Annotated in this window: 24 protein-coding genes; 11 read left to right on the forward strand and 13 right to left on the reverse strand. The window is 70.5% G+C overall.

Going from position 1 to position 24,596, the window contains the following annotated elements; all coding sequences use genetic code 11:
* Positions 1 to 63: 63 nt before the first annotated feature.
* From BM342_RS02745 to BM342_RS19760, 7 genes are read right to left on the reverse strand one after another with little or no spacing between them, the layout of a single operon-like run.
* Entirely contained in the window at positions 64 to 747 is a 684-nt protein-coding gene (locus BM342_RS02745; RefSeq protein ID WP_092963983.1) for a response regulator, read from the reverse strand.
* Positions 744 to 3,299 carry a DUF4118 domain-containing protein gene (locus BM342_RS02750; protein WP_092963984.1) on the reverse strand — a complete coding sequence of 852 codons (2,556 nt, stop codon included), beginning with the start codon at positions 3,297 to 3,299 and terminating at the stop codon, positions 744 to 746. Before BM342_RS02750 ends, BM342_RS02745 begins: the two co-directional genes overlap by 4 nt.
* 4 nt (positions 3,300 to 3,303) lie before the next feature.
* On the reverse strand, positions 3,304 to 3,915 hold the full coding sequence (gene kdpC, locus BM342_RS02755) for a potassium-transporting ATPase subunit KdpC (protein ID WP_092963985.1): 612 nt from the start codon (positions 3,913 to 3,915) through the stop codon (positions 3,304 to 3,306).
* A 25-nt stretch (positions 3,916 to 3,940) separates the two neighbouring features.
* On the reverse strand, positions 3,941 to 6,124 hold the full coding sequence (gene kdpB / locus BM342_RS02760) for a potassium-transporting ATPase subunit KdpB (RefSeq protein ID WP_177232033.1): 2,184 nt from the start codon (positions 6,122 to 6,124) through the stop codon (positions 3,941 to 3,943).
* A gap of 2 nt (positions 6,125 to 6,126) precedes the next feature.
* Positions 6,127 to 7,800, reverse strand: a complete 1,674-nt coding sequence (gene kdpA / locus BM342_RS02765; RefSeq protein WP_092963987.1) for a potassium-transporting ATPase subunit KdpA — start codon at positions 7,798 to 7,800, stop codon at positions 6,127 to 6,129.
* On the reverse strand, positions 7,800 to 7,889 hold the full coding sequence (locus BM342_RS02770; protein WP_092963988.1) for a potassium-transporting ATPase subunit F: 90 nt from the start codon (positions 7,887 to 7,889) through the stop codon (positions 7,800 to 7,802). The genes kdpA and BM342_RS02770 overlap by 1 nt, the downstream gene beginning before the upstream one ends.
* Positions 7,886 to 8,026, reverse strand: a complete 141-nt coding sequence (locus BM342_RS19760; protein ID WP_177232034.1) for a hypothetical protein — start codon at positions 8,024 to 8,026, stop codon at positions 7,886 to 7,888. Before BM342_RS19760 ends, BM342_RS02770 begins: the two co-directional genes overlap by 4 nt.
* Positions 8,027 to 8,328: 302 nt before the next feature.
* On the opposite strand from BM342_RS19760, the gene BM342_RS02775 reads away from it, so the two are divergent.
* On the forward strand, positions 8,329 to 8,715 hold the full coding sequence (locus tag BM342_RS02775; RefSeq protein ID WP_092963989.1) for a YciI family protein: 387 nt from the start codon (positions 8,329 to 8,331) through the stop codon (positions 8,713 to 8,715).
* A gap of 10 nt (positions 8,716 to 8,725) precedes the next feature.
* Positions 8,726 to 10,060, forward strand: coding sequence for a DUF6596 domain-containing protein (locus tag BM342_RS02780; RefSeq protein WP_143109736.1), 1,335 nt, complete (start codon positions 8,726 to 8,728; stop codon positions 10,058 to 10,060).
* A gap of 44 nt (positions 10,061 to 10,104) precedes the next feature.
* Here BM342_RS02780 and BM342_RS02785 read toward each other — a convergent pair whose 3' ends face one another.
* Both BM342_RS02785 and rlmC read right to left on the reverse strand, forming a co-directional pair.
* Positions 10,105 to 10,812 carry a flavin reductase family protein gene (locus BM342_RS02785; RefSeq protein ID WP_092963990.1) on the reverse strand — a complete coding sequence of 236 codons (708 nt, stop codon included), beginning with the start codon at positions 10,810 to 10,812 and terminating at the stop codon, positions 10,105 to 10,107.
* A 126-nt stretch (positions 10,813 to 10,938) separates the two neighbouring features.
* Positions 10,939 to 12,090, reverse strand: a complete 1,152-nt coding sequence (rlmC, locus tag BM342_RS02790) for a 23S rRNA (uracil(747)-C(5))-methyltransferase RlmC (protein ID WP_092963991.1) — start codon at positions 12,088 to 12,090, stop codon at positions 10,939 to 10,941.
* A gap of 67 nt (positions 12,091 to 12,157) precedes the next feature.
* Here rlmC and BM342_RS02795 point away from each other — a divergent pair, with 67 nt between their 5' ends.
* Complete coding sequence (locus BM342_RS02795) at positions 12,158 to 12,553, forward strand: hypothetical protein (RefSeq protein WP_092963992.1); 396 nt, start codon at positions 12,158 to 12,160, stop codon at positions 12,551 to 12,553.
* Between the two features lie 49 nt (positions 12,554 to 12,602).
* On the opposite strand, the gene BM342_RS02800 is transcribed toward BM342_RS02795, so the two are convergent.
* Both BM342_RS02800 and BM342_RS02805 read right to left on the reverse strand, forming a co-directional pair.
* A complete protein-coding gene (locus BM342_RS02800; RefSeq protein WP_092963993.1) occupies positions 12,603 to 13,271 on the reverse strand; it encodes a potassium channel family protein in 669 nt (222 codons plus the stop codon).
* Positions 13,264 to 14,709 carry a TrkH family potassium uptake protein gene (locus tag BM342_RS02805; protein ID WP_218154888.1) on the reverse strand — a complete coding sequence of 482 codons (1,446 nt, stop codon included), beginning with the start codon at positions 14,707 to 14,709 and terminating at the stop codon, positions 13,264 to 13,266. The genes BM342_RS02800 and BM342_RS02805 overlap by 8 nt, the downstream gene beginning before the upstream one ends.
* Positions 14,710 to 14,782: 73 nt before the next feature.
* Between BM342_RS02805 and BM342_RS02810 the strand changes: the two genes are divergently transcribed.
* Together BM342_RS02810 and BM342_RS02815 are read left to right on the forward strand one after the other, a co-directional pair.
* On the forward strand, positions 14,783 to 15,223 hold the full coding sequence (locus BM342_RS02810; RefSeq protein WP_092963995.1) for an ArsR/SmtB family transcription factor: 441 nt from the start codon (positions 14,783 to 14,785) through the stop codon (positions 15,221 to 15,223).
* 109 nt (positions 15,224 to 15,332) lie between these two features.
* Positions 15,333 to 15,626 (forward strand): GIY-YIG nuclease family protein, encoded by a 294-nt coding sequence (locus BM342_RS02815; RefSeq protein WP_092963996.1) that lies wholly within the window; start codon positions 15,333 to 15,335, stop codon positions 15,624 to 15,626.
* Positions 15,627 to 15,798: 172 nt separating this feature from the next.
* Here the strand turns inward: BM342_RS02815 and BM342_RS02820 are convergent, their stop codons facing one another.
* Positions 15,799 to 16,308, reverse strand: coding sequence for a GNAT family N-acetyltransferase (locus BM342_RS02820; RefSeq protein ID WP_092963997.1), 510 nt, complete (start codon positions 16,306 to 16,308; stop codon positions 15,799 to 15,801).
* Between the two features lie 118 nt (positions 16,309 to 16,426).
* Between BM342_RS02820 and BM342_RS02825 the strand changes: the two genes are divergently transcribed.
* The 6 genes from BM342_RS02825 to BM342_RS02850 all read left to right on the forward strand — a co-directional run bounded on the left by BM342_RS02825 (position 16,427) and on the right by BM342_RS02850 (position 23,046).
* Positions 16,427 to 16,525 (forward strand): 30S ribosomal protein bS22, encoded by a 99-nt coding sequence (locus BM342_RS02825; protein ID WP_003792170.1) that lies wholly within the window; start codon positions 16,427 to 16,429, stop codon positions 16,523 to 16,525.
* Between the two features lie 77 nt (positions 16,526 to 16,602).
* Positions 16,603 to 16,872, forward strand: coding sequence for a glutaredoxin family protein (locus tag BM342_RS02830; protein WP_092963998.1), 270 nt, complete (start codon positions 16,603 to 16,605; stop codon positions 16,870 to 16,872).
* A gap of 180 nt (positions 16,873 to 17,052) precedes the next feature.
* Positions 17,053 to 17,901, forward strand: a complete 849-nt coding sequence (locus tag BM342_RS02835; RefSeq protein ID WP_255368475.1) for a TRIC cation channel family protein — start codon at positions 17,053 to 17,055, stop codon at positions 17,899 to 17,901.
* 149 nt (positions 17,902 to 18,050) lie between these two features.
* Positions 18,051 to 20,387, forward strand: a complete 2,337-nt coding sequence (locus tag BM342_RS02840; RefSeq protein WP_092963999.1) for an arylsulfatase — start codon at positions 18,051 to 18,053, stop codon at positions 20,385 to 20,387.
* A 65-nt stretch (positions 20,388 to 20,452) separates the two neighbouring features.
* Complete coding sequence (locus BM342_RS02845; protein ID WP_092964000.1) at positions 20,453 to 21,385, forward strand: HAD family hydrolase; 933 nt, start codon at positions 20,453 to 20,455, stop codon at positions 21,383 to 21,385.
* Entirely contained in the window at positions 21,382 to 23,046 is a 1,665-nt protein-coding gene (locus BM342_RS02850) for a SulP family inorganic anion transporter (protein WP_092964001.1), read from the forward strand. The genes BM342_RS02845 and BM342_RS02850 overlap by 4 nt, the downstream gene beginning before the upstream one ends.
* 61 nt (positions 23,047 to 23,107) lie before the next feature.
* On the opposite strand, the gene aspS is transcribed toward BM342_RS02850, so the two are convergent.
* A complete protein-coding gene (aspS, locus tag BM342_RS02855) occupies positions 23,108 to 24,466 on the reverse strand; it encodes an aspartate--tRNA(Asn) ligase (RefSeq protein WP_092964002.1) in 1,359 nt (452 codons plus the stop codon).
* Positions 24,467 to 24,596: the final 130 nt, after the last annotated feature.

Below are 24,596 nucleotides of genomic sequence, written 5' to 3' on the forward strand. Positions count from 1 at the left end.
GGGTGTACGCGGCGGCTCGCAGGACCAGGCGGGGCGAGGCGCGTGGAGCGGTCGTGCGAGTTCCTACGGTTCGAAGCGGTAGCCCATGCCCGGCTCGTTCAGGAAGTGGCGCGGCTCCGACGGCACCGGCTCGAGCTTGCGGCGCAACTGCGCCACGTACAGCCGCAGGTAGCCCGCGTCGTTGGCGTGGTACGGCCCCCACACCTCGCCGAGCAGCATCTGCCGCGTGAGCAGCTTGCCCGGGTTGCGCAGGAACAGCTCGAGCAGGCGCCACTCGGTCGGGGTCAGGCGCACGGATGCCGCGGGGTCGGCGTCGTCGCGGATCGTCTTCGCCGCGAGATCCACGGTGAGGTCGCCGATGCGGACCGTCGCGGCATCCGACCCCTCTTCGGAGACCGAGCGGGCGCGGGCGCGGATGCGGGCGAGCAGCTCGTCCATGGCGAACGGCTTCGTGACGTAGTCGTCGGCGCCCGCGTCGAGCGCGTCGACCTTCTCGGCGGAGTCGGTGCGGCCGGAGAGCACGAGGATCGGCACCTTGGACCACGCACGCACCGCGCGGATCACGTCGAGGCCGTCGACCCGGGGCATGCCGAGGTCGAGCAGGATGAGGTCGGGGTGGGCGTTCGCGGCGAGGTCGAGCGCCTCGGCTCCGTCGTGGGCGGCGACGACCTCGTAGCCGCGGGCGGCGAGCGTGATGCGCAGGGCCCGCTGCAGCTGGTCGTCGTCGTCGGCGAGGAGGATCCTCACGGCGCCTCCTTCGGGGTCGGGTCGGAATCGGATGCCTCGGGCGAGCCGACCGGCCCGGATCCGGCCGGGCCGTCGCCCGAGCCGGGCACGGGCAGCGTCACGACCATCGTGAGCCCGCCGCCGGGGGTGTCCTCGACCTCGAGGCGGCCCCGCATGCCCTCGACGAACCCCTTCGAGAGCGCGAGGCCGAGGCCGAGGCCGGTGTCGTTGTCGGTGTCGCCGAGGCGCTGGAAGGGCGTGAAGATCTCATCGCGACGCTCTGGCGGCACGCCGGGCCCGCGGTCGACCACGCGCAGTTCGGACTCCTCGCGGAACGAGCTCGTGGCCACGCGCACGCGCTCGCCGGCCGGGCTGTGGCGCACCGCGTTGGCGAGCAGGTTCACGACGACGCGCTGGAGCAGCACGCCGTCGGCCAGCACCGGCTCGGTGTCGTCGGCGAGGTCGAGCTCGACGTCGCCGGGGCCGAGCGCGAGCTCGTCGAGTGCGGCGAACACGACGTCGGCGAGGTGCGTCGGCGCGAGCGAGACGCCGAGGGCGCCGGCCTGGACCCGGCTGACGTCGAGCAGGTCCGTGACGAGCGACGCGAGCGCGTCGAGGCTCTCGGCCGCCGTGTCGAGCAGTTCGGCGCGGTCGGATGCCTCGAGCCCGAGGTCGGGGGTGCGCAGCGCGCTCACGGCGGCCGACGCCGAGGTGAGCGGGCGCCGCAGGTCGTGGCCGACCGCCGCGAGCAGCGCCGAGCGCACGCGGTCGGTCTCGGCGAGCACGCCCGCGGTGGAGGCGGCCGACGCGAGCGCGCCGTGCTCGAGCGCCTGCTCGATCTGCGTCGAGATGACCTGCAGCAGGCGTCGTTCGCCCGCCTCGAGGTCGCGCCCGTGCAGCTCGAGCACCGCGCCGCCCTCGAGCGCGACGTTCGTGACCCGGTCGTCCGGGGTGGGTTCGCCGTCGGCGACGCGCGCGGTGCCGTCGATGACGAGCCGCACGCCGCTGAGGCCGAACGCCTCGCGCGTGCGGGTGACCATGGCCTGCAGGGCGTCTTCGCCTCGCAGCACGCTGCCGGCCATGCCCGCGAGCAGCTGCGACTCGGCCGCCGCGCGGCGGGCCTCGCGCGTGCGCCTGGCCGCCTGGTCGACGACGTAGCTCACGAGCAGCGCGTTCGCGACGTAGAACACGAGCGCGAGGAACTGCCGCGGGTCGGCGATCGTGAGGGTATGCACGGGCGCGACGAAGAGGTAGTTCAGGGTCAGGCCCGACAGCACGGCGGCGAAGAGCGCGGGCCAGATGCCGCCCACGAGCGCGACGACGATGACGAGCAGCTGGTAGGCGAGCACGTCGCTCGTGATCGACGCCTCGGTGTGCTGGGTCACGAGCAGCCAGCTCAGCAGCGGGCCGGCGACGAGCGCGATCGCGGCGCCCCCGATGAGCCGACGTCGGCCGAGCGACCCCCCGAGCTTCGGCAGGGAGAACCGCGATCCGGCCGACGCATGCGTGACGATGTGCACGTCGATGTCGCCCGACTCGCGGATGACGGTGGCGCCGATGCCCGGGCCCGACAGGGCGGCGGCCAGGCGCGAACGGCGGCTCACGCCGATGACGAGCTGCGTGGCATCCGACGCCTTGGCGAACTCGACGAGCGCGCGCGGCACGTCTTCGCCGACGACCTGGTGGAAGCTGCCGCCCAGCTGTTCGACGAGCGTGCGCTGCGCATCGAGGGCTCCCGGATGCCGCGGGCGCATGCCGTCGGGATTCGTCACGTGCACCGCGAGCAGCACCCCGCCCGACGAGCGCGACGCGATGCGCGCACCGCGTCGCAGCAGCGTCTCGCCTTCCGGTCCGCCGGTAAGGGCGACGACGACGCGCTCGCGCGCCTCCCACTTGCGGTCGATGCCGTGCTCAGCGCGGTAGGCCTTCAGCGCGGAGTCGACCTCGTCGGCGAGCCAGAGCAGGGCGAGCTCGCGCAGGGCCGTGAGGTTGCCGAGGCGGAAGTAGTTCGAGAGCGCGGCGTCGATGCGCTCGGCGGGGTAGACCAGGCCGCCGGCCAGGCGATCGCGCAGCGCCTGCGGGGCGAGGTCGACGACCTCGATCTGGTCGGCGTCGCGCAGCACCCGGTCGGGGATCGTCTCGCGCTGCGGCACCCCCGTGATCTGGAGCACGACGTCGCCGAGCGACTCGATGTGCTGGGCGTTCACGGTCGAGATCACGTCGATGCCCGCGTCGAGCAGTTCGCCGACGTCCTGCCATCGCTTGGCGTTGCGGGAGCCGGGGGCGTTCGTGTGGGCGAGCTCGTCGACGAGGGCGATGGCCGGCCGGCGCGCGAGCACGGCGTCGAGGTCCATCTCGGCGAGGCCCATGCCGCGGTGCGTCACCTCGTGGCGGGGCACGACCTCGAGCCCGTCGACCATCGCCGCGGTCGCACGTCGCCCGTGGGTCTCGACGAACGCCACGACGACGTCGTCGCCCTCGGCGGCGAGTCGCCTGCCCTCCTCGAGCATCGAGTAGGTCTTGCCGACGCCTGGGGCGGCGCCGAGCAGGACCCGAAGCCGCCCCTTCTTCATGCGCCTACTCCCCGAGTGCTGCGAGGGCGAGGTTCAGCTCGAGCACGTTCACGGTCGGATCGCCCAGGTATCCGAGATCCCGTGCCTGAATCCTAGACTCCACGAGCTCGGCGACCTCGGCTTCGGGCAGGCCGCGCGCGGCGGCCACGCGCGCCACCTGGAGCCGCGCGTACTCGGGGCTGATGTGCGGGTCGAGCCCGGATGCCGAGGCGGTCAGCGCGTCGACCGGCACCTCGTCGGGCGCGACGCCCTCGAACGCGGCGACCTGTGCGCGACGCTCCCCGATGGCGGCGATTAGGTCGGCGTTCTCGGGTCCGTAGTTGCTGCCGCTCGACGCGCCGCCGTCGTAGCCGTCGCCCGCGGCGCTCGGCCTGGGCTGGAACCACTCGGGCAGGGGCGCGCCCTCGGCATCCGTGAAGGACTGGCCGATGAGCGACGAGCCGACGACCGTGCCGGAGCCGTCGCGGAGCATCGACCCGTTCGCCTGCGCCGGCAGCACGAGCTGGCCGATGCCGGTGATGACGAGCGTGTACGCGACGCCGAGCACCGCGGTGAAGATGAGCATCGCGCGGACGGCGACCCAGTGGGTGCGCACAGTGGTGCGAGTGGAGCTCATGGTTCGATTCCTTTCGAGTCCGGGCCTAGAACCCGGGGATGAGGCTGACGACGAGGTCGATCAGCTTGATGCCGATGAAGGGGGCGATGATGCCGCCGAGGCCGTAGACCAGCAGGTTGCGGCTGAGGATCGCCGACGCACCGCCTGCCTGGTACTTGACGCCGCGCAGCGCGAGCGGGATCAGGATCACGATGATGATCGCGTTGAAGATGATCGCCGACAGGATCGCCGAGGCGGGCGAATGCAGCTGCATGACGTTCAGCACCGCGAGCCCCGGGAAGATGCCGGCGAACATGGCCGGGATGATCGCGAAGTACTTCGCGATGTCGTTCGCGATCGAGAACGTCGTGAGCGCTCCGCGCGTGATGAGCAGTTGCTTGCCGATGCGCACGATCTCGATGAGCTTCGTCGGGTCGGAGTCGAGGTCGACCATGTTGCCGGCCTCCTTCGCGGCCGACGTGCCCGTGTTCATCGCCACGCCGACGTCGGCCTGCGCGAGCGCCGGGGCGTCGTTCGTGCCGTCGCCGGTCATCGCGACGAGGTTGCCGCCCGCCTGCTCGCGCTTGATGAGCGCCATCTTGTCTTCGGGGGTGGCCTCGGCGAGGTAGTCGTCGACGCCGGCCTCGGCCGCGATGGCCTTCGCCGTGAGCGGGTTGTCGCCCGTGATCATGACGGTGCGGATGCCCATGGCGCGCAGCTCGGCGAACCGCTCGGTGAGGCCGTCCTTGACGACGTCCTTGAGGTGCACGACGCCGAGCACGGTCGCGGCGCCATCGGCCGAGCGCCTGGCGACCACGAGGGGCGTGCCGCCGCCGGTCGAGATGGCCTCGATGCGCTGCTCGAGCTCGTCGAGATCGCTCGACGCGATGCGACCGGATGTCTCGACCCAGGCGATGACCGCCGACCCGGCCCCCTTGCGCACGACCGTGCCGTCGGCGAGGTCGAGGCCCGACATGCGGGTCTGCGCCGTGAACGGCACGACCTCGCCGGCGGGGGCGGAGTCGAAACGGATGCCGTGCTCGGCCGCGAGGTCGACGATCGAGGCGCCCTCGGGCGTCGGGTCGGCGAGCGACGAGAGCGCGGCCGCCCGCACGAGCTCGAACGACGGCACGCCGGGCATCGGCACGAACTCGCTGGCGCGCCGGTTGCCGTAGGTGATCGTGCCGGTCTTGTCGAGCAGCAGCGTCGTGACGTCGCCCGCCGCTTCGACCGCCCGACCCGACATCGCGAGCACGTTGCGCTGCACCAGGCGGTCCATTCCGGCGATGCCGATGGCCGAGAGCAGGGCCCCGATCGTCGTCGGGATGAGGCAGACCAGGAGGGCGATGAGCACGGGGATGCTCGCGGGCGTCGCGGCGTACGAGGCGATCGGGTTCAGCGTGAGCGCCACGACGACGAAGACGATCGAGAGGCTCGCGAGCAGGATGTTCAGCGCGATCTCGTTCGGCGTCTTCTGCCGCGAGGCGCCCTCGACGAGCGCGATCATGCGGTCGACGAAGGTCTCGCCCGGCTTCGAGGTGATGCGCACCACGATGCGGTCCGACAGCACGCGGGTGCCGCCCGTGACCGCCGAGCGGTCGCCGCCCGACTCGCGCACGACCGGGGCCGACTCGCCCGTGATCGCCGACTCGTCGACCGAGGCGATGCCCTGCACGATGTCGCCGTCGCCCGGGATGAGCTGGCCGGCCGTCACGACGACGAGGTCGCCGAGCCTCAGGTCGGACGAGGAGACCTCGCGCAAGGGCGTGCGCTCAGCCGCGGCATCCGACCCCTCGTCGTAGTCCGTGACGACGAATGCGGCCGTCGACGTGCGGGTCTGGCGGAGGCTGTCGGCCTGCGCCTTGCCGCGGCCCTCGGCGATCGACTCGGCGAGGTTCGCGAAGACCACGGTGAGCCAGAGCCACACGGCGATGCCCCAGGTGAAGGTGACGGGCACCGCGGTGCCCCCTGAGGAGCCCGGCCCGCCGAGGAACGGCTCGGCGATCGCGAGCACCGTCGTGAACACCGCGCCGATCTCGACGATGAACATGACCGGGTTTCGCCACATGAAACGCGGATCGAGCTTGCGGAACGCGCCGGGCAGGGCCTGCACGATCTGCGACGGGCCGAACGCGCTCGCCGAGCGCTTCGACGACGAGCCCATGGACCGCGGGGAGTGCCCCTCGGCCGGCTCGGGCGACGGCTTGGAAGTGGAGGTGATGGTGGACATGGTCAGTTCAGCCCTTCAGCCAGGGGACCCAGCGTGAGCACGGGGAAGTAGGTGAGCGCGGTCACGATGACCGTCACCCCGATGAGCAGGCCGACGAACTGCGGCCGGTGAGTGGGCAGGGTGCCCGCGGTCGCGGGGACCTTGTCCTGCGCGGCGAGCGAGCCGGCGAGTGCGAGCACGAGCACGATCGGGATGAACCGGCCGAGCAGCATCGCCACGCCGAGCGCGGTGTTGAACCACGGCGTATTGGCCGTGAGTCCGGCGAACGCCGAGCCGTTGTTGTTCGACGCGCTCGTGAAGGCGTAGAGCACCTCGCTCATACCGTGGATGCCGGGGTTCCAGATCGACGTCGACTCGACGTCCTCGCGGATGCCGGGGATGGCGAACGAGAGTGCGGTGCCCGCGAGCACGAGGGTCGGCGTGACGAGGATGTAGAGGCTCGCGAGCTTGATCTCGCGCGGCCCGATCTTCTTGCCGAGGTATTCGGGCGTGCGGCCCACCAGGAGCCCTGCGATGAACACGGCGATGACCGCGAGCACGAGCATGCCGTAGAGGCCTGAACCGACGCCGCCGGGGGCGACCTCGCCGAGCATCATGTTCAGCATCGGCAGCATGCCGCCGAGCGCGGTGAACGAGTCGTGCATCGCGTTGACCGCACCGGTCGAGGTCAGGGTCGACGTGGTGCCGAACAACGTGGACCCGAAGATGCCGAAGCGCGCCTCCTTGCCTTCCATCGCTCCGCCGGCGAGCTCGGGTGCCGTGCCGTTGCCGGCCGCCTCGAGTGCGCTGAGCGCGAAGAGCGAGATCACGAAGAGCGTCGCCATGACGGCGAGGATCGCGTAGCCCTGCTTGTTCGAGCCGACCATCCTGCCGAACGTGCGCGGCAGTGCGAACGGGATCGCGAGCATGAGCACGTTCTGGAACAGGCTCGTCCACGCGGTCGGGTTCTCGAACGGATGCGCCGAGTTGGCGTTGAAGAAGCCGCCGCCGTTGGTGCCGAGCAGCTTAATGACCTCCTGTGAGGCGACCGGGCCGCCCGGGATCGACTGCGTGTTGCCGGCGAGCGACGTGATCTCGGTGAAGCCGTTGAAGTTCTGCACGACGCCGCCGATGACGAGCACGATCGCGCCGACCACCGAGAGCGGCAGCAGCAGCCGGAACGACCCGCGGAAGAGGTCGACCCAGAAGTTGCCGATCGTGCCCGACCCGCGACGTGCGAATCCGCGCACGAGGGCGATCGCGACGGCGATGCCGACGGCCGCCGACACGAAGTTCTGCACCGCGAGGCCCGCGAGCTGCACGGTGTAGCCCATCGTGAGCTCGGGCGAGTAGGACTGCCAGTTCGTGTTGGCCACGAACGACGCGGCCGTGTTGAACGACAGGCCCTCGGGCACCGCCGGCAGGCCCAGCGAGTACGGCAGTACCGCCTGGGCGCGCTGCAGCACGTAGACGAACAGCACGCCGATGACCGAGAAGGCGAGCACGCCGCGCAGGTATGCCGGCCATGACTGCTCGGCGCGCGGGTCGATGCCGATCAGCCGGTAGAGTCCCCGCTCGACCTTCCAGTCGCGGTCGGTCGAGTAGAGGTTCGCCATGTAGTCGCCGAGGGGGCGGTAGACGAGCGCGAGGATCAGGGCGAGGGTGGCCGCCTGCATGACGGCGAACAACACCTCCATCAGAACCGCTCAGGTCTGACGAGGGCGACCACGAGGTACACCACGGCGGCGACGCCCAACGCGGCGGCGAGGAGTTCGAAGATGATCATCCCCGCTCCTCTCGGGTCATCGCCTCGCGGTGGGCCGAGACCGGGGCGGGTGGGCCCAGCTTCTCGACCCCCCTGGCGATGAGGCCGACGAGTGCGAACACGGCGAGGATGCCGAGGATGTAGACGACGTCGAGCACGAGGACTCCAAGTTCGGGGATGCCGCGGGCCGCAGGGGCGGCGAGCGGGCAGCGGTTCGCTGCACCTGCGATGCAACACCTCGGCCGGAGGCCCCCGGCCGATCCTCACGGATCCCTAACGGCGCGGATGCGGCATCCGAACGCCGTGCTTACGGTCGCCGCGTACGATCGCAGCGCTGCCCGCGACCGACGAGGGGCCGACCGAATTGGCGGAAGGTGTCGATTTCTCGGGGTCGACCTCGTCACCATGGTGTGACGAGGCTCGTCACGGCCCGAACGGGCTCCGACGCAAGGAGAGAACCATGACGGACACCTACCTCTACCTGATCCACGAACCCGACTGGGATTCAGACGCGGTGCTCGAGGGCGGCGGTGCGGAGGACGACACGCACGGATCGAACTTCGCCGAGCACCGGGTCTTCCAGGAGGCGGTCGAGCGCCTCGGTGCGCGCATCGTCGGCGCGTCCGCACTGCAGAACGCGCGGCACGGCGGTCGCGTCACTCCGGGCGCCGGCGATCGGCTCGAGGCCGACGCGGTCTACTCCGACGGCCCGTACCCCGACACGACCGAGGTCGTCTCGGGCTTCTACATGGTCGAGACGGATGACGAGGCGCTCGCCCGTCGCATCGCGGCCCTCGTGCCGACCGGCGGCCACATCGAGTGGCGCAAGGTCTTCCCGATCGCGTGACCGACCGCTCGTGACCGACCCGATCGCCGACCTGGGCGAGGACTTCGTCGAAGCCTGGCCGCGGATCGTGCGTGCGCTCGCCGCCTACACGGGCAGCCTCGACGAGGCGCAGGAGTACGCGGCCGAGGCGATCGCGCGAGCCGTGGCCCAGGTCGGGCACCGGGACGGCCGCGGCGGCGCCGACGGGTCCGGCCCTCCCGCGCTCGGGTCGCTCGCGGCCTGGTGCACGGCCGTCGGCAAACGGGCATGGATCGACGACCGCCGTCGAGCCGCCGTCGAGCAGCGCCACGCGCAGCGCGAGGCCGGCGAGCTGCGCAGCGCACTCGCCGGTTCGGACGCCGACGCCGGGGCATCCGTCATCGAGGCGCCGCTCGCCGACGCCCTCGACGACCGCCTCGCCCTGCTGTTCGTCGCCTGCGACCCGGCGCTCACCGAGCAGGCGAGGCTCGTGCTCGCGTTGCGCGTGGTCTGCGGCCTCGACGTGGCGCGCATCGCGGCGCACCTCGGCATCCAGCAGTCGGCCGCGGCGGCGCGGCTCACGCGGGCCAAGCACGCGCTCGCGAAGGCGCGCGGACGCTTCCGCGTGCCCGATGCGCCCGAACGCCGGGTACGGCTGCCCGTGGTGCTGGCGAGCGTCGCGGGCATGTTCACGGTCGCGCACCGCGACGTGCTCGACCCGCACGACCCGCTCGACGACCTGGGCAGGCAGGCGCTGTCGATCGCCGACGCGCTCGTCGCCGAGTACCCCGACGACGCCGAGGTGCGCGGGCTCAGGGCCGTGATCCGACTGGGCCTCGCACGGCGGCCCGGTCGGCTCGATGCCGACGGCGTCGCGGTGCCGCTCGACGAGGCCGACCGCAGCCGGTGGGACCGCCGCCTGATCGAGGCGGGACTCGCGGATGCCGCGGCCGCCGCCGACCGGGGAGACGGACGGTTCGTGCTCGAAGCCGCGATCGCGGGCCTGCACACCTCCGCGCCGAGCTTCGAGCGCACCGACTGGGCCCGCGTCGTCGGGTTCTACCGCGCGCTCGAGCGCGTGTGGGGGTCGCCGTCGGTGACGGCGGGCCGCCTCGCCGCCGAGCTGCATCGGAGCCTGCTCGCGCCGGCCTCGGGCGAGCGCACCGCCACGCTCCGGGCGATCGAGGCCGAGCTGCACGGGCTCGCCGCCGGCCCGGCGCCGTACGCCGCGCTCGACGCGCGGTTCGCGCTCGCCGACCTGGCGTGGCGCACGGGGCGCCGCGAGCAGGCCGCCGTCGAGTACGCGTTGCTCGCCGACCTCGTGCCGACCGAGCCGGTGCGGAGGTTCTGCCTCGCGCGCTCCGCTGCTAGCCCCGGCCGGGCCTGACGCGATCTGCGCCGCTGCGGGGCCGCGGCGGACCGGCGCCCGCCTCAGCCGCGGTACCACTCCTCGTCGATCGTCGAGAGCCGAGACGGCATCCGCTCGGGGCCGAAGCCGAAGAAGTGCTGGAAGCTCATCATGAGCGGACGCCACCGACGAGGGTCGATGCGGTTCGCGTGCGCCGGCATCCGAAGCTCCTCGAGCACGTGCACCCGCGTCACCTCGATCTCGAAGGCGATCACGTCGGCCGTGCTCACGTCGGGCGTGCCGGCTGCCGCCCCCGCGGCGCCGACGGCGATCCCGCCGAGCGGGTGCATCGCTCGCACGCGCCCTTCGACGTGCACCGGGAACTCGGCGATCCGAGGCGGCGCCACCGTCTCGGAGGCGAGCTCGCGCACTCCGGCCGCCGCGAACTTGTCGCGCACGTGCCGGTAGCCGGCCTTCGCCTTGCGCGCCGAGACGGGGGAGTTGCCCGTGGTGAGCGCCAGTCGGTCGACCTCGTCGACCTCTGCGACCGACGGCAGGTTGATGACGATCTCGCCCGTCGCGACGAGGTTTCGGCCCGTGCGGCTCCGTGCCGCGACGCCGACCATCGCGGTCTGGCCGAGCCACCACAGCGACGAGTTCGGCGCGAGGTTCGGGTGGCCGTGCTCGTCGAGCGTAGACAGCACCGAGACGGGCGTGCCGAAGTAGAGGATCGCCGGGGTGATCGCGACGTGGCGCCGCGACGGGGGAACGAGGGTGCTGAGGTCGCCCAAGGTGACCGCCTTCCGTAGGAGACCTCCAGCCTCGCGGGCGGCCGGCGTGCGTTCTCGCGGGTTCCGGACCTCGCGTGCGGCTGGGGATCCGTGCGACGGATCCGTGCGTCGGATCGGGGCGGCGGCTCAGGCCGCGCCGACCCGCTCGAGCAGCACCATGACCTCGAAGTGCGGGGTCTGCGGGAACATGTCGAACACCCGTGCCCGCACCGGGCGCAGCGACGGCATCGCCGCGAGGTCCTTCGCGAGCGAGGCCGCGTTGCAGCTCGAGTAGAGCACGTGACGGATCTCGGATGTCTCGAGCCACCCGCTGAGATCTGCGCCGATGCCGCGCCGCGGCGGGTTCACGACCACCAGGTCGGGGACGTCGGCCTCCGGCGCCTCGAGCGCGAAGCGCGTGGCGTCTCCGGCGGCGAAGCGCACGCGGTGGAGGGCGGCATCCGTTCGGCTGAGCTCGGCGCTCGCGACGGCCTCGACGCTCGTCTCGATGCCCGTGACCGTCGGCCCCGCGTGGGGGTCGTTACTCGCGAGGTGCAGTGCGAAGCCGCCGACGCCCGAGTAGAGGTCCCACGCCGCGGCCGGCGCCAGATCGGTGATCCAGTCGCGCGCCTCGGCGTAGAGCGCCGCCGCGATCGCCGTGTTCGTCTGGAAGAAACTCTGCGGGCGCAGGTGCATCGTCACGTCGTTCAGGCGCATCGACAGGGTCTGCGCCTCGGTCAGCACGATCTCGTGCTCGCCCTCGAGCACGGCCTTGTGCTCCGGCAGCACGTTGACGCTCACGACCCGCGTGTTCGGCAGGTCGGCGAGCAAAGTCGGCAGGTGCTTGCGGATGCGGGCCACGGGCTCGGTCGAGCGCAGCACGAACCGCACCATGAGCTCGCCGTCGGGGGACTCGGTGACGATGAGGTGCTTCAGCTCGCCCGTGCGGGTCGGCACGTCGTACGGCGTGATGCGCGCGAGCGTGATGAACCGCGAGATCGGGCCGAACGCCGCACGGTGCCCGGGCGAGCAGATGCCGCACGCCTGCAGGTCGACCCCGTGGCCGTCGGCATCGAGGATGCCGATTGTCGGCGAGTCGACCGTGCCGCCGACGACCATCTTCGCCTTGTTGCGGTAGTCGCGCTCGCCGCTCGCGACCGGCGGATGCCACGTGCCGACGCCGAACGGCGCGAGCAGCTGCTCGGCCCTCGCCTGCTTCGCCACGACCTGCGCCGGGTACGGCTCGCCCATGAGCGAGCACGAGAGGCATCGCCCGGCGTCGAAGTACGCGCAGTCCACGATGCAAGGCTACGCAGTTCCGGCTGGTCGTTCGCCCCGGCACCCGCTCGCCGGTAGCGTTCTCGTCATGAGCGCGTGGGAGACGGTCGGGGCGATCGCCGAGGTCATCGGCTGGGTCGGCCTCGCCGTGGGGCTCGCGTGCATGCTGCTCGTCCTGCTCATCCGCATCGCCGACGGGCGGTGGCTGCCGACCGACGCACTCGTCGTCGACGGCGCGGAGGGCAGCGTCGTGCGGTGGTTCGCCGAGGGGGAGTTCCACTCGCGTCGGCTCAGCGCCGACGAGCGGCACCACGTCGCCGATCCGCAGCAGGAACCGGCGTTCTACCGCGAGCGCGAACCCGAGCACCTGCGCCTGCACGAGCCGCCCGCCGGTCGCCGGGTGCTGCGGCTGCTCGGCATCGTGTTCCTGGCGCTCGCCGTGGTCGCGGGCATCGTCGGCGTCATCGCCATGCTCGTCGCCTGATCGCGCAGCAGCGTCGTCGTGCGAACGGGCGGATGCCGCGGCATCCGCCCTACTCGAGTGCGGCGAACTTCTCGATGTCGCCCTCGGTGCCCGAGACGATGATGAGGTCGTGGTTGGAGACCACGGTCTGCTCGGTCGCGTAGGTGAACGGCTTGCCGGGGCTCTTCACGCCGACGACCGTCACGCGGTGCTTCGAGCGCACGCCGGACTCGGTGAGGTTCTTGCCGCGGATCGGCTTCGGCGGGTACATCTTCACGAGCGCGAAGTCGTCGTCGAACTCGATGAAGTCGAGCATGCGGCCCGACACCAGGTGGGCCGTGCGTTCGCCCGCCTCGCGCTCGGGATAGATCACGTGGTTCGCGCCGATGCGCTCGAGGATCTTGCCGTGCGAGGCCGAGATCGCCTTCGCCCAGATCTGGGGGATCTTCAGGTCGACGAGGTTCGCGGTGATGAGCACCGACGCCTCGACCGATGAACCGACCGCGCAGACCGCGATCGAGAAGTCCTGGGCGCCGATCTGGCGGAGCGCGTCGATCGACTTGGCGTCGGCGACGACGGCGTGCGTCACCCGCTCGGACCACTTCTGCACGAGGATCTCGTCGGTGTCGACGGCGAGCACCTCGCGGCCGAGGCGATCGAGCTGGCCGGCCGTGGCGGCGCCGAAGCGACCGAGTCCGATGACGAGCACCGGGGCGTCGTGCTTGATGCGATCAACCAACGATGGGCCTCTCTTCCGGACGCTTGAACAACTGTCGTCGCTGGCTCGCTGCGAGGGCCGCGGCGAGTGTCACTGTACCAACGCGACCCATGAACATCGTGCCCGCCATGACGTAGACGCCCTCTGGCGGCAGGTCGGCCGTGAGCCCCGTCGAGAGGCCGCACGTCGCGAACGCCGAGATCACGTCGAACAGCACGTTCTCGAACGGCGCCTTCGTGATCTGCAGGATGACGATCGACGACGCGGCGACGATCGTCGCACCCCAGAGCACGACGCTGACCGAGAGCCGCAGCATGTCGCGCGGGATGCGGCGGCCGAACGCCTCCATCGAGGGCGCGCCGCGCGCCTCGGCGACCGCGGCCAGGAACAGCACGGCGAGCGTCGTGACCTTGATGCCGCCGGCCGTCGAGGCCGAGCCGCCGCCGATGAACATGAGCATGCTGCTCACGAGCTGGCTCGATCCGTACAGGTCGTGCATGTTCACGGTCGCGAACCCGCCCGAACGTGTCATCGCCGACATGAAGAACGACTGGAACACCGTGGCGCCCGCGTCGAGCTGCCCGTAGGTCTTGGGGTTGCTGTGCTCGAGCAGCACGAACATGCCCGCGCCGAGCACGAAGAGGATCACGGTCGTCGTGATCGTGAGCTTGACGTGCAGGCTCCACTTGCGCGGCTGCCGCCAGGCACGCGCAAGCGCGAAGATCACGGGGAAGCCGAGGCTGCCGAGGAACACGCCGATCATGAGGAGCGACTGCATCCAGTAGTCGTGCTCGAAGGGCGCGAGCCCTCCGGGGTTCGGGTTGAATCCGGTGTTCGTGAACGCCATCGCCGAGTAGTAGAAGCTGTACCAGATGCTGTGGAAGCCGTCGTATCCCGCCGCGAGCATGCTCGGGATCATGGCGATGGCGATGGCGCCTTCGATGACGAGGGCGCTGATCGCGACCGTCGCGAGCAGCCCGCCGACCTCGCCGAGCTTGACCGCCTGGCGCTCGGCGACCGGCCCGACGTGGATGCGCGACGGGTTCGTGTCGCTCGCCGCCAGGAGCTTCGAGCGAAGCCCCAGACGCCTCGAGATGACCAGGCCGAGGATCGAGGCGAGCGTCAGCACGCCGATGCCACCGATGTTGACGCCGATGAACACGAGAGCGTTGCCGAACGGCGACCAGTAGGTCGCCATGTCGACGGTCGCGAGACCGGTCACGCAGATCACCGAGACCGCGGTGAAGAGCGCGTCGTGAAGCGGGGCGTTGCCGGCATCGCCGGCGCGTGCGACCGGCAGCGAGAAGAGGAGCGTGAAGATCAGGATCAGGCCCGCGAAGATCACGATGGCGAATCGCGACGGCGAGTGCTTGACGAAGGAGTCGACTCCGTCGCGCAGGCGTCCGAGCCATGACCGCTGGTCGTAGCGACCCCCGCGGCCCATCGGCTGAACGCGCATCGACCCCCCTCAGTGTCCTCGTCGCAACGCGTGAGTCATGGTACTCCCCGCCCGGAATGACTAGCCTTGCACCATGGCGGACATCTTCGACGTGGTGGCGGACGCGACCCGACGCGACATCCTGGCGGTCCTGCTCGAGCGCGAATCCGTCTCGCCCGAGTCGAATGGCGAGATCAGCGTCTCCGAGATCGTCGCCTCCCTCGGGCTCAGCCAGCCGACCGTCTCGAAGCACCTCAAGGTGCTGCGCGAAGCCGGCCTCGTGAGCGTGCGCGAAGAGGGCCAGCACCGCTACTACCGGCTCGACCGCGCCCCGCTCGAGACCCTCGAAGACTGGTTGATCCCGTTCACGTCGTCGGATGCCGCGGCCGACGCCGCGACGCTCGCCGGCGTCGCCGGAGCCGAGGCCGAGAACCTCCGGGCCGAGCAGCGCGCCTTCGCGTCGGCGATCGGCAAGGCGTTCGCCGAGACCGCGCACCAGGTCAGCTCGGTCGTCGCGCCCATCAAGCGCAAGTAGCTCCGAGACCCGAGACGCACAACCTGGTGGTCGAGTAGCGAAGCGTATCGAGACCCATCCCTGTGGACACGTCGTCACTCGGTCCGTCAGCGTTCGACATCATGTGCCGATGCCGTACATGTACATCCTCGAATGCGCCGACGGGAGCTATTACGTCGGGAGCACCATCGATCTCGAGCGGCGCCTCGCGCAGCATGAGGCTGGCGACGCCGCGAATCACACCGCACGGCGGCGGCCCGTGCGGCTCGCGTACGCCGAAGAACATCTGCGGATCGACGATGCCTTCGCGCGGGAGAAGCAGGTGCAGGGCTGGGGTCGCGCGAAGCGTCAAGCCTTGATCGAGGGCAGGTTCTCCGACCTCAACGGGCTGAGCCGAAAGCGGCCGAGGTCTGCGCGTGAGTGAGTCGCAGGGGCGGGGCGGGGTCTCGATACGCTCGCTGCGCTCGCTACTCGACCACCGGGAGCAGGGCGGGGCGGGGTCTCGATACGCTCGCTGCGCTCGCTACTCGACCACCGGGTTTCGGCGGATACGCGCACAACCGGGTGGTCGAGTAGCGAAGCGTATCGAGACCCGGTCAGCGCAGTCGCTTGATCATCTCGAGCTCGAGGCCGCCGGGCTCGAGCTCGTACGCCCGCGAGTGCCCGGTGAGGCTGAACCCGAGCTTCTCGTAGAACGCGATCGCGCGCGGGTTCTGCTCGTGCACCTCGAGGCGCAGGGCATCGCCGTGGCCGAGCGCCCACTCCTCGACTGCCTCGAGCAGCCGACGCGAGACGCCTCGCCCGTCGCCGCGGTACGCCGGGCTCACGTAGACGCCGACGAGCAGCGGGCCCGACGCGGCATCCGGAACCCATCCGCCCATGTGTCCCACCCACCGGTCGCGGTCGATCGCGACGACCGAGGTCTGCCCGGGCGTCGTGCCGCGCGCGGCCCGCATGCGCCAGACAGCCTCGGACACGCCGAGCGCGTGCTCGTACGTCTCGCCGAACGCGAGGGGCGTGTCCTGCAGCATCTCGAGGCGGAGCTCGCGAACCTGACGCCAGTCCTCTTCGCGGGTGGTGCGGATGGTGGGCTCGCGGTGGCGCATCCCTCGACGCTAACGCACCGTGATCAGGGGCGCGGCGCGAATCGGCTAGACTATCCCGAGGCTTTCTGCCTGCGGCTGCGACTCGCGCGGCCGACACGATCTTTTCTGTGAGGTTCTGATGGGTTCCGTCATCAAGAAGCGCCGCAAGCGTATGGCGAAGAAGAAGCACCGCAAGCTGCTTCGCAAGACGCGTCACCAGCGTCGCAACAAGAAGTAGTCCGCTGCTTCACCGCTGAGAGCGTCAGGCCCCCGGCCTGGCGCTTTTCGCTGTACCCGGATGCGTAGGCTGGTCGCATGACCCGCGACATCCACCTCACCCTCATCGGCAAGCCCGGATGCCACCTCTGCGACGACGCGCGCGAGGTCGTGCAGGGCGTGATCGCCGAGTTCGAGGCGACGGATGCCGGTGTCGCGCCGGTGCTCGAGGAGCAGTCGATCCTCGACGACCCCGCACTCGCCGATCGCTATGCCGAAGAGATCCCCGTGCTGCTCGTCGACGGCGAGATGCACGCGTACTGGCGCATCGACGCCGAGCGCCTGAAGCAGGCGCTGCGCGCCGGCTGAGCCGTTCCCCGGCGCTCTGATCGGAGCTCCGCCCCGCATCCCGCCGTGCCCGCAGGTCGCGTCCGAGCCGAGTCGGGCACCCTTGTCTTTCCCCGACCCCCGTGCAACGGTTGGATCGGCGTCGCCGGGGGGCGGCGCGTCTGCTGCAGGGAGTTCGGGAAGGCACATGGCATCCGTTCGTTGCACTGCATCGCGGTCGTCGACGAGCTCGGGTCGGCCATGACGGGTTCGGCAGCGATCGATTTCGGGACGTGGTCGTTCTACGGCGACCAGACGCTCTTCGATCTCATCGCGGCGACGACGAACGCGTTGAACGGCGCCCTCCTCGCACGTCGCCCCGACCACTTCCGGAACTTCACCTTCGTCGGCATCATCCTGATGGCCATCGTGGGCGGCATCGCAGGCGGCGTCACCCGCGACGTCATCCTCGGAGAGCCCCCCGCCGCCCTGATGAATCCGGCCTACCTCACCCTGTGCGTCGCCGCCGGGGTGCTCGGCTACGCGCTCGCGTACGGCAAGGGCCAGCTCTTCCGCGAGGGGCTCTTCCAGTTCATGACGAGCATGTCACTTCCGTGGTACGCCATCGTCGGAGCCCAGAAGTCGATCGAGGCCGGGTTCCCCGTCATCGGTGCCGTCGCCATCGGCGTGATCGGAGCCACGACGGGGCGTTTCCTCATCGACGTGATCAGCGGAGTGCCACCGAAGCAGTTCGTGCGGGGGGAGTGGTTCGTCGTGACGGCGATCATCGCCGCCGTCGTGTGGATCATCGGCGACGCCGCAGGCCTGCCGTTCTGGGCGGCCGGGCTCATCGCCTTCGCGATCGCCTTCTCGTTCCGGGTCGCCGCGCTGTACCTGGGATGGGAGGAGCCGCTCGCGGCCGAGCCGAAGGGCGTGCGCATGCATGAGGACGCACGACCCCTGCTCGGACGCAAGCTGGCCCACAGGTCGAGCGCTGAGCTCCGTTCGCTCGGCCTGGCGGTGGGCGACGACGACGCTGAGGGCCGGAGCGCCGGGGCCGATTCGCGTTAGCAGGACGCCGGCTCGATCACGGTCGGCCTCGCGTGCTCGGCTGCGATCCCCTCGTGTTGTTCATTGTGACGTTCATGCGGGTATGACAGGGTCGGAAGAGTCGTCCGCTACGGTGCGGGCGGCCTGGGCGCGACGATGGGGGATATCGGATGGTTCGCGAGTTCAAGGGTGAGATCAAGCTCGATGTTCGGGATTCGACCGCGGACTGGGACGCGTTCCTGTCCGAGAAGGCTCCTGCGGGCGCTCCCAATGTGCTCGTCGTGCTCTATGACGACACCGGAACCGCAGCCTGGTCGCCGTACGGCGGGCGCATCGACATGCCCACGATGGACCGCCTCGCGAAGGGCGGCCTGACGTACAGCCAGTGGCACACCACGGCGCTGTGCTCGCCCACCAGGTCGACCTTCCTGACGGGCCGCAACCACCACCAGAACGGCTTCGCGACGATCTCGGAGTCGTCGACCGGGTTCCCGGGCTACAACTCCCACATCCCGCCGTCGAACGCCACCATGGCGAACATCCTGCGCGATGCCGGCTGGTCGACGTTCTGGGTCGGCAAGAACCACAACGTGCCCATCGACGAGTGGACGGCGGGAGCCTCGAAGAAGAACTGGCCGCTCGCCCAGGGCTACGACCGGTTCTACGGCTTCATCGGCGGCGAGACGAACAACTGGTACCCCTCGCTCGCCGAGGACAACCACTACATCGACCAGCCGTACCTGCCCGAAGACGGCTACCACCTGTCGAAGGACCTCGCCGACCAGGCGCTCAAGATGATCCGCGACGTCAAGCAGACCGAGCCAGACAAGCCCTGGTACCTGTGGTTCTGTCCCGGCGCGAACCACGCGCCGCACCACGCGCCCGAGGAGTACATCGCCAAGTACAAGGGCCGGTTCGACGACGGCTACGAGGCGTACCGCGAGTGGGTGCTGCCCCGCATGATCGAGCGCGGCATCCTCCCGGCCGACACCGACCTCACCGACGTGAACCCGATGCCCGACGGCACGTTCACGCAGACCGACCTCGTGCGGCCGTGGGCCGAGCTCACCGATGAGGAGAAGGCGATGTTCTGCCGCATGGCGGAGGTGTTCGCCGGCTTCTCGGAGTACACCGACGCGCAGGTCGGCCGCATCGTCGACTACCTCGAGGAGTCGGGCCAGCTCGAGAACACCCTGATCCTGTACTGCGCCGACAACGGCGCATCTGGCGAGGGCAGCCCGAACGGCTCGGTCAACGAGGGCAAGATCTTCGGCGGCTACCCCGACGACGAGGCCCAGAACCTCACGATGGTCGACAAGCTCGGCAGCCCCGACACGTACAACCACTACCCGACCGGGTGGGCGATGGCCTTCTCGACGCCGTACCGCATGTTCAAGCGCTACTCGTATCAGGGCGGGGTCTGCGACCCGCTGGTCATCCACTGGCCGGCGGGCTTCGAGGCGAAGGGCGAGGTGCGGTCGCAGTACCACCACTCGACCGACATCGTGCCGACGATCCTCGAGGCGTGCGGCGTCACGATGCCCGAGGTCTACGCGGGCGTCGAGCAGACGCCGCTGTCGGGTATCTCGATGGGGTACTCCTTCGCGGCCGACGGCCCCACCGAGAAGAAGACGCAGTACTACGAGATGCTCGGCAGCCGCGGCATCTGGCACGAGGGGTGGAAGGCGGTCGCGGTGCACGGGCCGGTGAGCGGCATCAGCGGGTTCGACCAGGATGTCTGGCAGCTCTTCCACACCGATGTCGACCGGGCGGAGGCCCACGACCTCGCGGCCGAGCACCCCGAGAAGCTCGAGGAACTCAAGGCGCTCTGGCTCGAGGAGGCGAAGGCCAACGACGTGCTGCCGCTGAACGACCTGCAGATCATCGGCAACCCGAAGGACTTCGAGACCTTCGTCGCCATGGAGTTCCACCAGCCGGTCCCACCCAGCGGGCAGTTCGTCTACTACCCCGACACGTCCGAGGTGCCGGAGCGCAGCGCCGCGAACGTGCACGGCGTCTCGTACAAGATCGCGGCCGAGGTCGAGCTCACGCCCGACAGCCAGGGCGTGATCTTCGCGCACGGGTCGAGGTTCGGCGGGCACGCGCTCGTCGTCAAGGACGGCCAGGTGCACTACATCTACAACTTCCTCGGCATCCCGCCCGAGGATCGCGTCTCCGCTCCGGTGCCCACGTCGGGCAAGCACATCATCGGCGTGGAGTTCACGAAGGAGGGCATGGGCCCGAACCGCGAGGGCATCGGACCGGTGAAGCTGTACATCGACGACCAGCAGGTCGGCGAGCAGCAGATCCGCACGGTGCTCGGCCACTTCTCGCTCTGCGGCGAGGGCCTCACGATCGGCCGCGACAGCGCCGACCCCGTGTCGTCGCTCTATGGGTACGGGTTCGACTTCACCGGTGGTGAGATCGCGCGCGTCGTCTTCGACATCGCCGACGACGTGTACCTCGACCTCGAGGCCCACCTCGCCGCCGCGATGGCCCGCGACTGACCGGTCGAACCACCGGGCGGGGGTGTGCGGATGCCGCGCACCCCCGCTCCCTCGAAGGGATCCGCATGCCGAACGAACTGCCCTCGTGGGGCGACACCCCGACCCGCCGGGCGATCACCGCCTTCGTCGAACGCGTCTCGTCGGGCCCGGCCGCAGTGCCCGAGGGCGAGCGCGTCGCCGTCTTCGACAACGACGGCACGCTGTGGAGCGAGAAGCCCATGCCGACCCAGCTGCACTACATCGTGCAGCGCTGGGCGGCCGCCGCGAAGGCCGATCCGTCGATCGCCGATCGCCAGCCGTACAAGGCCGCCGTCACCGGAGACTTCGCGTGGCTCGGCGGTGCCGTCGACAAGCACTACGAGGGAGATGACAGCGACCTCAAGGTGCTCATCGGCGCGCTCGTCGGCATCACCGCCGGCATGAGCGTCGACGACTACGCGGCATCCGTCTCGGAGTTCTACGAGAATGCGAGACACCTGACGCTCGGCACGCCCTACGCCGATGCGGTGTACCGCCCGATGGTCGAGCTGCTGCGGTACCTCGAGGCGAACGGGTTCACCGTCTACATCGTCTCGGGGGGCGAACGCGACTTCATGCGGCCCATGACGCAGGAGTACTACGGCATCCCGCCCGAGCACGTCGTCGGCTCGGCGCTCGGGCTCGCCTACGACGAGGACTCGCATGAGGTGCGCTACACCGCGGGCCTCGACTTCTTCGACGACGGACCCGAGAAGCCCGTGCGCATCTGGAGCCGCATCGGCCGCCGCCCGCTCATCGCCTGTGGCAACTCGAACGGCGACATGCAGATGCTCGACTTCACGCGCAAGGGCGACGGCCTCGCACTGCTCGTGCACCACGACGACGACACGGCCCGGGGCGACGAGCCCTACGACAAGGGGGCCGATGCCGCGCTCGCCGCGGCCGAGGAGCGCGGGTACACGGTGGTCAGCGTCCGCGACGACTGGTCGCACGTCTTCGTGGACCCCGCGGCCGGATGAGCGCTCCCGCGACGGCGCATCGCAGGCGCCTGCTCTTCCCGACGCTCGTCGGCTACCGGCGCGGATGGCTCGGGCCCGACCTGCTCGCCGGGCTCTCGGCGGGCGCCGTCGTCATCCCGCAGGCGATGGCCTATGCGACCATCGCGAACCTCCCCGTGCAGGTCGGTCTCTACACGTGCATGGTGCCGATGCTCGTCTACGCGATGCTCGGCGGCTCCCGGGCGATGAGCGTGTCGACGACGTCGACGATCGCCACGCTCACGGCGACCACGCTCGTGGCGGCCGGCGTCGCCTCGGGCAGCGACGACCCGATCCCCGACCTCATGGCGCTCACGCTGCTCGTCGGCGTGCTTCTGCTCGTCGCCCGCCTCGCGAGACTCGGCTCACTCGTCGAGAACATCTCGCGGGCCACGATCGTCGGCATCCAGATCGGCGTCGGGGCCACGGTCGCCGTCGGGCAGCTGCCCAAGCTCCTCGGTGAGACGACGGATGTCTCGGCGCACGGCTTCCTCCGATCGCTCGAGGCCGTCGGGGCCGCCCTTCCGGCCGCGAACGGGGCCACGATCGCCCTCTCCGCCGGGTCGATCGCGACGCTCTTCGTGCTGAAGCGCTTCCTGCCGCGCGTGCCCGGCCCGCTCATCGTGGTCGCGGCCGGCATCCTGCTCGTGGCGTTCGCGGGCATCGACGACGCCGGCGTCGAGCTCATCGCGGCCGTTCCGCAGGGAGTGCCGACCCCCGAGCTGCCGAGCTTCGCGCACGTCGCGCAGCTGCTGCCGGGTGCGCTGGCGATCGCGATCATGGCGTTCCTCGAGTCCGCGGCGGTGGCCCGCGGCATCCGCAAGCCCGGTGAGACGCAGATCGACTCGAACCAGGAGCTGCTCGCGACCGGTGCCGCCAACACGATCGGCTCGTTCTTCCAGGTCGTGCCGGCCGCCGGCGGCTTCTCGCAGAGCGCGGTCAACCAGGGCGCCGGCGCTCGCACGCAGCTCGCATCGATCGTGACGGTCGTGCTCGCCGTGCTCGTCGTGCTGTTCCTCGGCCCGGTGCTCAGCCTGCTGCCGCAGGCGACCCTGGCGTCGCTCGTGTTCGTCGCCGTCGTCGGGCTCATCGACATCGGTTCGCTCGTGCGGTTCTGGCGCATCAGCCGCGACGACTTCTGGATCGCGGTCGTGACGGCCGCCGTCGGCCTCAGCGCGGGCCTGCTCCTCGCGGTCGCGGTCGGCATCATCGCGACGCTCGGCCTGGTGCTGCACGAGCTGAACCGCGTGCGCGTCGACATCGACGAGCAGGTGGGCGAGGTGCTGCCCGTGCGGCTGATCGCGCCGCTGTACACGGCCAACGTGCTCGCCCACGAGAACGCCGTGCTCGCCGCCGTCGAGGAGCATCCGGGCGTCCGCGCGGTCGCACTCGAGCTCACCAGGCAGGGCGCGGTCTCGGTGACCGTGCTCGACACGCTCGCCGACCTCGACCGCGAACTGGCCGGGCAGGGCGTCGAGCTGCGGCTCGCCGCGGTGCCCGAATCGGGCGCCGTCACCGCGCGCAAGGGCCGATGGTTCGCCGGGCTCGAGCGGTCGGGACGGGTCTACCCGACCCTCGCCGAGGCCGTCGCGGCACCCATCGCCCCGTCGCCCGCATCCGCGAGCGCCGACGCGGCCGAATAGCCGCGCCGGTGCTCGACCGAGAGGGCGTCCGTCCGGCGGGCGCGAGCCGCGCCCGCCTCTGTCAGGGGAGCAGGCGCGTCGGGCCGCGGAACAGGTACGTGGTCTCGCGGATCGAGCTCTCGCCCAGCATGAGCATCAGCACGCGCGCGAGGCCCATGCCGAACCCGCCGTGCGGGGGAACGCCGTAGCGGAAGAAGTCGAGGTAGAACTCGAGCTCCTCGGGGTCGAGCCCCTTCTCCTTCGCCTGCTCGACGAGGATGTCGACGCGGTGCTCGCGCTGCGCGCCCGTCGAGATCTCGACGCCGTTGTAGATGAGGTCGTACGAGTTGGTGAGGCTCGCGTCGCCCTCGTGGCGCATGTGGTAGAACGGCCGGATGCTCGACGCGTAGTCGGTGAGGAACACGAAGTCGTGGCCGAAGGTCTCCTTGACGTACGCGGAGATCTGGCGCTCACCCTCGGGGTCCATGTCCGCGTCGGCGCGCGGCACCACGTAGCCGTGGTCGGCGACGATCTGCTTCGCCTCGGCGAGCGGGATGCGCGGGAACGGGCGCGAGGGCACGGCCAGCTCGATGCCGAAGTGCTCCTGGATCTCGGCGCCGTGCTTGGCGACGACGGCCTCGAAGCCCGCGACCAGCAGCTCCTCGTGCAGGGCCATGACGTCTTCGTGCGAGTCGATCCAGCTGATCTCGGTGTCGACCGACGTGAACTCGGTCGCGTGGCGGCTCGTGAAGGAAGGGTCGGCGCGGAAGGCCGGGCCGACCTCGAAGATGCCGCCGAAGCCTGCGGCCTGGGCCATCTGCTTGAAGAACTGGGGGCTCTGCGCGAGGTACGCCTTGCCCTCGAAGTAGTCGACCTCGAAGAGCTCGGCGCGCGACTCGGATGCCGAGGCCATGAGCTTCGGCGTCTGGATCTCGATGAGGCCCTTCTCGACCCAGACCCCGCGCAGCGCGTGCAGGAAGGTGGTCTGGATGCGGAAGATGAGGGCCTGCTTCGGGTTGCGCAGGTCGAGGAAGCGCCAGTCCATGCGCTTGTCGAGGCTGGAGTCGGCCGCGATCGGCGTCTCGGGGTTCGCCTCGGAGACGACCTCGAGGGTCGCGAGCTTGACCTCGAGGCCACCGAGCTTCACGCGCTCGTCGTGCTTGAGCTCGCCCGTCACGCGGATGAACGAGCCGTGCGCGAGTGCCGAGATCGCCTCGGTCGTCGCGAGGCGAGCGGGCGCGGTCTCGTCGACCACGCCGTCTTCGCCGGGCTCGGGGAGCTCGCGGAGCGCGGGGTTCACGACCTGCACGGCGCCGGTCTCATCGCGGAGGATGACGAACTGCACCTTCTTCTGATCGCGGACGGTCTCGACCCATCCGGCGATCGTGACGGGGCCGTCGGGCAGCGCGGCGAGGTTCTTGACGAGGGTGCGTTCGTTCACGAGGGTCCATCCTACTGGGGTCGCGCCGGTGCGATCCGGCTAACCGGTCAATGCGGTAGCGAGGGGTGCCGCACGTCGCCGAGGCATGCCTCCCCGCCAGCGCCGGAAGGCCGACGCACGGCGGTTTCAA

The organism is Agromyces sp. CF514 (assembly GCF_900113185.1).
GTDB lineage: Bacteria > Actinomycetota > Actinomycetes > Actinomycetales > Microbacteriaceae > Agromyces.